The organism is Nocardia sp. NRRL WC-3656, assembly GCF_000720265.1.
Lineage (GTDB): Bacteria > Actinomycetota > Actinomycetes > Mycobacteriales > Mycobacteriaceae > Nocardia > Nocardia nova.
On record NZ_JOJF01000044.1, the window covers coordinates 22,578 to 31,987 of the forward strand.

Annotated in this window: 10 protein-coding genes and 1 pseudogene; 4 read left to right on the forward strand and 7 right to left on the reverse strand. The window is 66.0% G+C overall.

Annotated features, from left to right (window positions below; translation table 11 throughout):
- Window positions 1-2: 2 nt before the first annotated feature.
- From IG65_RS38190 to IG65_RS38200, 4 genes are all read left to right on the forward strand, one after another.
- Window positions 3-248 carry a hypothetical protein gene (locus tag IG65_RS38190; RefSeq protein ID WP_156055891.1) on the forward strand — a complete coding sequence of 82 codons (246 nt, stop codon included), beginning with the start codon at window positions 3-5 and terminating at the stop codon, window positions 246-248.
- Window positions 245-397, forward strand: a complete 153-nt coding sequence (locus IG65_RS38195; RefSeq protein ID WP_156055892.1) for a hypothetical protein — start codon at window positions 245-247, stop codon at window positions 395-397. The genes IG65_RS38190 and IG65_RS38195 overlap by 4 nt, the downstream gene beginning before the upstream one ends.
- 51 nt (window positions 398-448) lie before the next feature.
- The gene (locus IG65_RS0132170) at window positions 449-928 is read left to right on the forward strand and encodes a hypothetical protein (protein WP_030518714.1); all 480 of its coding nucleotides are present in this window, start codon (window positions 449-451) and stop codon (window positions 926-928) included.
- Window positions 929-1,030: 102 nt separating this feature from the next.
- The gene (locus IG65_RS38200) at window positions 1,031-2,176 is read left to right on the forward strand and encodes a hypothetical protein (RefSeq protein WP_156055893.1); all 1,146 of its coding nucleotides are present in this window, start codon (window positions 1,031-1,033) and stop codon (window positions 2,174-2,176) included.
- An 82-nt stretch (window positions 2,177-2,258) separates the two neighbouring features.
- On the opposite strand, the gene IG65_RS0132180 is transcribed toward IG65_RS38200, so the two are convergent.
- From IG65_RS0132180 to IG65_RS0132215, 7 genes and pseudogenes are all read right to left on the reverse strand, one after another.
- The gene (locus tag IG65_RS0132180; protein WP_156055894.1) at window positions 2,259-2,495 is read right to left on the reverse strand and encodes a hypothetical protein; all 237 of its coding nucleotides are present in this window, start codon (window positions 2,493-2,495) and stop codon (window positions 2,259-2,261) included.
- 160 nt (window positions 2,496-2,655) lie between these two features.
- Window positions 2,656-4,173, reverse strand: coding sequence for a DHA2 family efflux MFS transporter permease subunit (locus IG65_RS0132185; RefSeq protein WP_030518717.1), 1,518 nt, complete (start codon window positions 4,171-4,173; stop codon window positions 2,656-2,658).
- 302 nt (window positions 4,174-4,475) lie between these two features.
- Window positions 4,476-5,245: pseudogene (locus IG65_RS35385) on the reverse strand (flavin-containing monooxygenase); the annotation flags it as partial.
- Window positions 5,242-6,159, reverse strand: coding sequence for an alpha/beta hydrolase (locus IG65_RS0132200; RefSeq protein WP_030518718.1), 918 nt, complete (start codon window positions 6,157-6,159; stop codon window positions 5,242-5,244). The gene IG65_RS0132200 and the pseudogene IG65_RS35385, both read right to left, overlap by 4 nt.
- A gap of 426 nt (window positions 6,160-6,585) precedes the next feature.
- A complete protein-coding gene (locus IG65_RS0132205; RefSeq protein WP_030518719.1) occupies window positions 6,586-7,146 on the reverse strand; it encodes a TetR/AcrR family transcriptional regulator in 561 nt (186 codons plus the stop codon).
- Between the two features lie 362 nt (window positions 7,147-7,508).
- Window positions 7,509-8,177, reverse strand: a complete 669-nt coding sequence (gene dhaL, locus IG65_RS0132210) for a dihydroxyacetone kinase subunit DhaL (RefSeq protein WP_081879909.1) — start codon at window positions 8,175-8,177, stop codon at window positions 7,509-7,511.
- Window positions 8,174-9,178, reverse strand: coding sequence for a dihydroxyacetone kinase subunit DhaK (locus tag IG65_RS0132215; protein ID WP_197039998.1), 1,005 nt, complete (start codon window positions 9,176-9,178; stop codon window positions 8,174-8,176). Before IG65_RS0132215 ends, dhaL begins: the two co-directional genes overlap by 4 nt.
- Between the last annotated feature and the right edge of the window lie 232 nt (window positions 9,179-9,410).

Sequence of the window (9,410 nt, forward strand, 5' to 3'; positions counted from 1 at the left end):
CGATGAGCTTCGCCAATCCCGCTGAAGCTCGACATGAATCGCCGCTGCCGGACGAGCCGGATATCGGCCTCTGCGTCCTGATCACGGTCCCCAGCGAACATGAACTGAGGTTTGTGGCATGCGTATCGGCCGCGATGCGGTTCGTCGTGTGCTGGTGCGCTGACTACCCGGCCATGAGCGTGACCTTCGAAGCGCCTGGCCGTGAGTGGCGTCGGCTGCCGTGCGAACGGCTGTGGGCTCTTCCGTGACCGGCGTCTGGATCTTCGGTGCGGTCACTGCTGGTGTGCTGCTCACCGTCTTATTCGGCGTGTGGTGTTGGCCGAGCTGCATCCCGAAAGGCCGCTCAGTGGACGAGATACGTCAGCGCATCGAGGACGAGGAGAACGACGAACTGTGACAGCGCGCCGAGCTAGTCTGACCAGCAACCAATCGACGACGGGAGCCCGCTATGAGCGACGCCGAGCAGATCGGTTTCGACATCGAATTCGACGACAAGACACAGGCGTGGCTGGACTGGCTCGAGCCGGCCCGGATGAAGCAGGCCGTCCGAACGTTCCTCGCCGATACGCTCAATCCGCCTGTCGATCAACCGAATTGGTGGGAGCCGGAAGTCTTCGATCGCCTCGGCGAGCGGATCGCCGCCGTGTTCCCAGACTTCGATTCTCTGACCGCACCGGACAACCGCGAGATCGCCGATCAGCTTGTCCGCTTCCTCGGTGAGGGTTTCATCCGCCGCACGGGCATGATCTGGGTGAACAACCCCGAGTGGGGCGAACTGCTCTTCACGGACTTCGGGCCCTGTGTGCAATTCGAGGGCGACCAGCCCAGCATCGTGTCCATGACCCACATGGCCGAACTCACCGCAACCGGTGAATTCGGTGCCGTGTTGTCAATTCTCGACGACTGTCTGCGCCGCGATCGTCGATAGATCCAAACCTGCTGTCTGACAGCGTTATCCGCTTCCGAGTAGCAGTCGAGTAAGTAAGGCGCGCTTCCCAATCGACTTTCCGTATTCGGGGGTGGGTGAGCCATGTCCGGCGACAGCTACGACGACATCCGACGCGGCCATGACAGCAATACGCGGGGCCGGATCTTCGAGAACGGCACCGACAGGTATTTCCGCGATCGACAGCGGGGCTATCAGCAGCAGTCGCGCGAATACGCCACGCCATTCGGTAAAAGGCGGTTCGACAAGGCCAGAGCCAGTGGACGCGAGCAAGGCCGCGTCGACAGCATCGAGGACAAGTCGGGGCGGCTCGGCGGGAAGAAGGACGAAAACCAACTCCGCAAAGATCACTATCTCCTCAGCAAGGGCGTCGTCAGCCAGTACCGGTTACGCACGGTGGAAGGCGAGAAGATCTCGAAGACAGCGCGGGAGCTGATCGACAAATTATCCCGCGACTTTCCGGACCGATTCACTCATCAGATCATTTCGCGAACCCAGGCAACGCAAATCTATGCGAACGGCCGCGAGCGCGAAAAGGACAGTCGGCAGCTGGAGCTGTACAACGCGCAAGCGCTGCAACGGCGTCAGCGCGCGGCTCAGCGACTAAAGAAGGTTCGCGAGGCAGCTCGGCGCCTGCATGAACGCGAGCAGCAGCGGAGGGATCGCGAAGATCGGCGGCGGCGGGCGGCGGAGCGGCTGCCGAAGGTGCGTGATGCCGCCGAGCGGCTGCGCCAGGAGCGGCAACGCCGCGAAACGCGAGAACAGAAATTGCGCGAAGCCTCTGAGCGGGTGGCACGCGAATTCGGGGAGGTCATGAGGGGCATCAAGCGTCGAGATCGGGAGGTCAAGGAGGCCCGCGTTGCACGCGAAGCGCGCCTGCACGCGGAATTGCACGAGATGAGCGCGTATGCAGAACAGGTCCGTCAGGCTCGTGAAGCAGCCGACGCCGCGGACCATGCTCGCCTCGAGGAAGCCGCCGAAGCCGAAGAACGCGCGCGGCTGGAGCGAGAGGCGACGGAACGGGCGCGGCAGCAACGGGAGCAGGCGGACGCACACCTGCGGGCGAGGCTGCCGCCGGACGTAGCCGATCTGCTACTTCTCAGTCGGCCGACACCGGGGTTGGAGTCACCGCACCGTGAGCCTCCGTCCGCGGGTTCCACGCGCGGTGGCAGGACAGAGCGATCACGTGCACGAGCACGGGAACGAGAGGGGAGAGGAAGAGGCATCTGACGAGACCGTCTGGCGCGCGCCCGAGCTAGTCGTCGGGCGCCGTGTGCGAATTCGAGTAGGGCCTTGCCTGTGCTAGCGAGACTCAGGGCCAAGTAACTTTGACGGCCCTAAGATCATGTGAACCCTGTTGAACTGCTTCATATTCCACTTCAACCTGGTCGTTGAGGACAACGTCACCGAAATTCTTGTGCTCACCCAGCGAGTCGAGGCCGAACCAGACATGCGAACCGTCAACGGTCTCGATTATCCCGGTGGCGCGCTTCTCGTTCCAGCGCCAGACTTTCCCCTTGGCGCGCTGCACCTTTCGCTCGTATTCCATGTGCTCAACTATATCCACGGCGGGTCGGCAACGTGTCCGCGCAAAATTCCGTCAAAAGGGTCTGGCCCCCCTTATCGAGGGCGGAGGAAGCTGCGGCCCGGGGTGATTGCCTGGGCGGCCGGAAGGCTTGTGATGGTGCGAGTTTCGCGATCGGATTCGGTCATATGCCCAGTGCTACCGGTGTCTCGTCGCGCTCACGCGCCGCGTGGCGGGGCAGGAACATGGCCGGGACGATGATCACCGCCGTGAGGCCGAACGCCACCCAGAACGCGAAGCCGAAGGAGTCGGCGAGCAATGGTCCGACCACCGGCATCAGTTGGGGTGGGACGGAGTTGATCTGGCCGGAACCACCACTGCCGGATGGCAATCCGCGCTCGGTCAGCTTTCCGGAGAGGTGCTGCGTCAGCGCGGTCACCAGCAAGGCGCTGCCGAGCGACGCACCGACCTGCTGAATGGCCGAGAGCGTGGGCGCCGCGCGTGTCAAGGCGTCCTTGCCCAGTTCCGTGTAAGCGGCCGCGATAGTCGGCATCATCACCGAACCGAGGCCCATACCGCGCACGAACAGAGCCACACAGAGCCAGACGTACGAGGTGTCGGTGCCTACGTGCGTGAACGGGAGGGTGCCGACCAGGGCGAGGACGACGCCGACGGGGACCACATAGCCGGCGCCGATGCGGTCGGTGAGCCGGCCGCCGATCACCATCGCCACGACCGCGCCCAATCCCTGGGGTGCGAGGAGCAGGCCGGCGTCGAGCGGGCCCTGCCCGCGCACGGTCTGGTAGTACAGCGGAAGCAGCAGCATGCCGCCGAACAATCCGATCGCGACGAGAAAGACCGCGATGGTTCCGCTGGCGAAGAGCCGGTTGGTGAGCAGGCGGACGTCGACGATCGAGTCGGCTCCCTTGTGCAGGCTGTGCCAGGTGTAGAGCGCCAGGCCCGCGACGCCGCCGATGAGCCAGCCGAGCACGCCCCACTCGGTGAAACCACCGTGTGAGCTGGCCTCGGAAAGTCCGTAGAGCAGGCAGACGAGGCTGCCGGAGAGCAGGATCAGACCTCGCAGGTCGAGACGGCCGTGCTCGGGCAGGGTGTCGCCGTGTGGAAGTTTCCAGACCGCGAGCGCGAGGGCCAAAGCGCCGACGGGGACGTTGACGAGGAAGATCCAGTGCCAGCTCGTGTACTGCACCAGCAGACCGCCGATTACCGGGCCGAATACCGGTCCCAGCAGCATGGGGACACCGAGAATGGCCATGGCTCGGCCGAGGCGTTGCGCGCCCGCGGCTCGGGTGATGATCGCCTGCCCGGCGGGCAGCAGCATGCCGCCGCCGAGTCCCTGCAGGATGCGGAAGCCGATCAGGCTTTCGATGGACCAGGCGGTCGCGCACAGAGCCGAGCCCGCGACGAACAGGCTTACCGCGGTGAGCCAGACCGGTCTGGAACCGAACCGATCCATCGCCCATCCGGTGACCGGGATGGCCAGCGCCACCGCCAGCAGGTAACCGGTCACCACCCACTGCGTTGTGGACAGGGTCGCGCCGAGTTCGGTGCTCAACGACTTCAGGGCGACGTTCACGATGGTGGTGTCGAGAACCACCATGATCATGCCGGACACGATGACGAGTCCTGTGACGATGACGCTGCGGTCGAGCTTGCCCGACTGCTGCGCTGTAGTGGTTTCCATATCAGCTCCCTCGTCGAAGGTGCCAGGACTCGACCGGGCGACAACACCCTGCGACTACCCGTCGTGTGGCCGATTATCGCGACGCTGTCCTTCCGCAGGTTGTCACAGACCTCATCGCCCGGGGGGAGATCGGACGAGTCAGGGTAGGTGACCTCTCCGCCGACTCACGACACATGGACACGATCTTCCGGTGACATGAGGGTGCCGGAGGTCGACGGATGGACGACGCGGAGATGTCTGGAACGAGTCGGCGCGGTTCAGGTGACTCAGGTTCGGGAAGCCGAGGTCGTTATCCCTGCCGGCCCGCTGCGGTGCGCGAGCGCGGCGACGTAGAGTTCGCGGTAGGCGTAGACAGTTGCGCGAACCAGTTTCTGCGCCAATGGCATTCGCCGGTAGAGGGTTCTCTCGGCGGTGCCGTGGGTGCGGTCGAGGCGGGGCATCACCCAGGCAGGGGTGCGCTGGAACACCGTCAGGTGGGCAGTGCGGTCGGCGATCTCGGGCACGAACTGCACGGCGGAGGCGCCGGTGCCGATGACGGCCACTCGCTCGCCGGTCGGGTCGTGGTGGTGGTTCCAGGTGGCGGAGTGGAATACAGTGCCGCGGAATGCGTCCAGTCCGGGCAGGTCGGGCAGTTTGGGCGTGGACAGCGCCCCGGTGGCGGCGACCAGGATGGTGGCGGTGAGCTCGCCGAGGGAGGTCCGCACCTGCCATGCCTGCTGGTCGGTGTCCCAGTGCGCGCCGAGCAGTTCACATCCCGTCACCAGGCGGTCACGCAGGCCTGGCGGTCGACCACGTCCCGGAGGTACCGCAAGATTTCCGGTTGCCGGGCGAAGGTGTGACTCCAGTCGGCGTTGGGGGCGAAGGAGAACGAGTGCAGCGAGGTCGGGACGTCACACGCGCATCCGGGATAGGTGTTGTCGCGCCATGTTCCGCCGACCTCGCCGGCGCGCTCGATGATCAGCACGTCGGCCCCCGGGTCCTCGCGCAGCACCGCCGCGGCGGCGGCCAGTCCGGCGAAGCCCGCGCCGACGACCAGCGTGTGCACGGTGGGCGGCAACACAGCCGCGCTCATCGCGCACTGCCCAGATGCCGGTCCAGGAAGTCGATCTGGTCGGTGACGATCTGCTCGAAGTGGGGTTCGAGATACGGTTCGAAGTGTCTGCAGTCGTAGGTCAGGGCCTCACCGCGCGGGATTCGGGCCGCGACCCGCAGGGCCTTGGCGTAGGGGGTGACGTCGTCGCGGCGGGCCACCTGCACCAGCGTGGGCGCGGTGATCTTGGCCGCCGATCGCCCTGGGGAGTAGAACGGCATGCGTAGCCCGATGCGGGCCGCCACGTCATTCTCGGACAGGAACTCCTGCTCTTTGCTCCCCGCCATCCGCTGGACGAGCTCGTAGGCGCCCGGCGAGGTCATCATCGCCGTCTCGCCCGGGCGCCCGATGGACTTGACCCGGTAAGGCTCGCGCCCCAGCAACGCCCCGAGCTGATCCCGCAGCGCCGCCAGACCCAGCCGGACCACCAGCCCCGGCGGCGGGGAGAACGCCGAAGCGGGGCCGTCGACATGCGGCACCTGGGCGATCACGGCGGCCAGGCCGTGGTCGTGCGCGGCGAGGTCGAGCACATGACCACCGCCGAACGAGGAACCCCACGCGACCACCCGGGCCGGGTCGACGCCGTCGAGCTCGCGAGCGTAGGCGATCGCCGCGCGCCAGTCGGTGTGTTGTTTGCCGATGTCGAGGATGCGGCGCGGGGCACCGGCACTGGCACCCCAGTGCCGGTAGTCGAACACCAGCGCGGCGTAACCGGCCTGCGCGAACCGCGCCGCGTAGGCATCGAGCCGGAGCTCGCGGAACGCGCCGAATCCGTGGGCCAGCACGACCACCGGCGGATTCTCGACACCGTCGGGCCGATACAGCCAGGCAGCGCACCGCCCGTCCCCGGACGGGAATGTCACGTCGTGCCGGACGTGACTGAGGGGATTTGCCACGGGATCGTCCTTCCGCCAGCTGTCTTGAATGCTAGTCAAGAAAGCTAGCATTGTCTTGATCGTTGATCAAGACAGCTCGACCCGCCGATAAAGGCACGATGCCGTGGAACAAACGTCCGCAGGCCACCGACGAGAAACTTGCGGAGCTCGTCGACGGGGCGCGGCGGCTGTATGCGAAAAGACGGGATTCGACCTCACCTCGAATGAGCCGGCCGGCGAAGGAGGCCGCCGTCATCTCCAGCCGTCTACTGGCACTTCCAGGACAAGGACGCGGCCCTCATCGCAGTGCTCGGTGCTGTCATGACCAAGGTCTGGCCACAGCATCAGCAGGTCTGCGACGAGCCCATCGCGGCGCTGCGTCGGACGCCCTCGCTGAGCGTTTTAATTCGGCTCGAGGGCCGCCCCCTCGCCCCGCTGACAAGCAGGTCAGCCCGATGTCACGGCCAGACCACGGGCACTGCGCACCAGCGTCGAGACCACCGCCCGTTTCCCGGCTTCGTCACGCGGGTGCATGAGCAAGCCCTCGACCACGAACACCCCAATGCTGATCACCGCGTCCAGATCTTGCTCGGCGAACCCGAGCTCGGCCAGCTCGATCCGGAACAGGCCCTCGGCCAGCGCGTGGAACCGGTCGTGCCACTCACCGACCGTGACCGATTCCCGGGCCCGCGCGTGAACGGTGGTCACCAGCCGGCTCATCTGCTCGAGCTCGCCGACCACCCACACCAGCCGATCGGTCAACTCCACCTGCGCCACCGCGCCGTAGCGGTCGATCGCCTCGGCCAGCACATCGTCGAGGACCGCGATCAGCACGGCGTCCTTGTCCTGGAAGTACCAGTACACGGTGTTGGACACCACCCCAGCCTCACGCGCGATCCGCGTCATCGACACCGCTTCGTAGCCCTGCTCGAGAAACAACCGGCGCGCAGCTGTGACGATCTCGGCCTGCTTCTCCGCAGGGTCACGCGGACGTCTGTTACGCGGCATTACCCGATCCTGTTCGCTCGCCGGCCACCAGCACCGATGCTAACTTGGCTGACCGTCAAGACCCACACCGATGCCGGGGCGGACAGCGGTGCCCGGTACCCGGGCCTCGAGGCTGCGACGTTCAGGCATACTCCCGGGCGAAACCTCAGGTGCAGTCTGCGCAGGGAAAATACAAGACACACACAAATCCGGCATTACCGAGCACGCCGATGGCTGGTCGAACCGGTGACTGCCGGCAAGGTTGCCGAGACGTATCGCACCATCGCGTTGTTCGCCGGCTACGTCAACCACCGAACTGCACCATCGGGCCACACGATTTCTACGGGCAAGTCCTTTCCTTCGCAACCGAAAACGCCTGTGCCTCAATCATTGCCCGGTACCGACAGGGATATCGAATCGAGCAGACGCTCGCGCTCCCAGTCCGATATCTCTGTTCCGGATACCGGCTCCGCGAGCACACACAGCAGCAGCGCCACGCCTACCGCCCCCGGGTCGGGGTGGCCGATGGCGCGCTCGCCGAGGTAACTCGCGCGACCGCGACGTGCCCGCAGGGTCGCCGTGGACAGGGCTCCGTCTACTGCGGCGCTCACCATCGCGGCAATATCGGCATCGCCACTCAGCGCCTCGACGGCGGGAGCGAGCGCGTCGACCATGGTGCGATCGCCGACTTCCGCCTCGCCGACGCGCTGGATGGCGGCGAGACCATCCTTGATACCGATCCTGAGGGTGTCGATATAAGAATCCGAGCGTGTCGCCCGGGCGCCGAGTGATTGGAACAGGAGTCCGAACAGCGGGCCGCTCGTGCCTCCGACCTCGTCGAGGAAGACCGCTCGCAGCGTATTCCACGGTGCGGGGGAGTGCGGTGCGGCAAGGCGGTCGGCGACCTCGGAGAAGCCCTCACGCAGATTGACGCCGAAATCTCCGTCGCCGGTGATCTCGTCCAGCGTGGTCAGTGCGGGCTCGGCCGCGATGAACACCTCGTGCAGTCGGGCGACGGTGCTGTCGAGCGTCGTCAGTGCCTCGCTGGTCATCGTGCGGTGTCCTTCCAGGCGGGTGCGCCGGTCGGGGCGTGCCAGAGATCGAGCCAGCCGTCGGCGAGTTGGGTGAGGGTGATCGAGAAGCCGCTCATGTCCAGTGCTGCGACGAATGTGCCGACCTGGACCGCCGAGATTTCGCGACCTCGGGCGGTGAGGGTGCGCGCCGCGAGCTCGAGAACTGTGCAGAGTTCGAGTTCCGTCGTCGCACCGAGCCCATTGATCAACAGTAACAACGGCTTTCGGGGATCACCGGGCAGTGAGGCGAGGATATCGGTGAGCATCCGGTCGACAAGTTCCGCGAGTGGTGGCCTCGTGATCGAGGTCGAGGCGCGTTCGCCGTGAATTCCGACCCCGTATTCGAGCTGATCCGGTTCGAGTTCGAAGGCACGCGCCCCGGTATTCGGTGACGTGAGCGCCTCGGTGGCCACCGCGATACTGCGGCTGTGCGCGGCTACCTCGCGGCCGAGCGCGGTGAGCGAGGTGAGCGTGTCACCGCGGTCCGCGGCGGCGCCGAGGATCTTTTCGACGATGATGGTCGCGGCGGTCCCGCGTCGTCCCGTCGCCGTCTCGTCCGATTCGGTGGCGACGTCGTCGTCGACGAGGACCCGGCCGACCTCGATACCGTCGGCGGCGAGCCGTTCGGCGGCGATACCGAAATTGATCTTGTCTCCGGTGTAGTTCTTGACGATGTGCAGCACCCCACCGGCACGAGCGACAGCCTTGCTCGCCTCGTAGACCTGGCGGTTGTGCGGCGAGGCGAAGATCTTCCCCGGTACGGCCGCGTCGAGCATTCCCATTCCCACGAATCCGACGTGCATCGGCTCGTGGCCGGAACCGCCGCCGGAGACGAGGGCGACCCGCCGTGTCGGCGCACCGCGATCGTGGTGCACGAACAGTGGGTCGGTGGTTATCCGGACCCACGGGTTTCGGCGCACGAAACCTCGCAGTGAAACCTCGGGGCCCTGGCCTGGTTCGTGTAGGAACAGTGCGGGCACAGACATCCTCCTCGTCGATCGACGGCGCGATGTCCAGTATCACGGGGCCGGATGAAGTCGTGTTCCCAGGTGTTCGCTCGGACCGGCCACAGGCCGGCAATCGAGCGGCCTTGGGACTAGGTCAGTGTCTCCCCGCGACTGCGCGCCAGTGTTCGGCCTTGTTGAACGCGCGCTCGACCACGTTGCGTCGTTTGTATTCGACCTTGTCGAAGCCTGGCGGCCATCCCACCGA

Bases quoted from the DNA above. Each gene is read 5' to 3' on its own strand.
- IG65_RS0132170 (WP_030518714.1), top strand. From the start codon at position 449: ATGAGCGACGCCGAGCAGATCGGTTTCGACATCGAATTCGACGACAAG.
- IG65_RS0132180 (WP_156055894.1), bottom strand. From the start codon at position 2,495: ATGGAATACGAGCGAAAGGTGCAGCGCGCCAAGGGGAAAGTCTGGCGC.
- dhaL (WP_081879909.1), bottom strand. From the start codon at position 8,177: ATGACCAGCGAGGCACTGACGACGCTCGACAGCACCGTCGCCCGACTG.
- IG65_RS0132205 (WP_030518719.1), bottom strand. From the start codon at position 7,146: ATGCCGCGTAACAGACGTCCGCGTGACCCTGCGGAGAAGCAGGCCGAG.
- IG65_RS38190 (WP_156055891.1), top strand. From the start codon at position 3: ATGAGCTTCGCCAATCCCGCTGAAGCTCGACATGAATCGCCGCTGCCG.
- IG65_RS38200 (WP_156055893.1), top strand. From the start codon at position 1,031: ATGTCCGGCGACAGCTACGACGACATCCGACGCGGCCATGACAGCAAT.
- IG65_RS0132185 (WP_030518717.1), bottom strand. From the start codon at position 4,173: ATGGAAACCACTACAGCGCAGCAGTCGGGCAAGCTCGACCGCAGCGTC.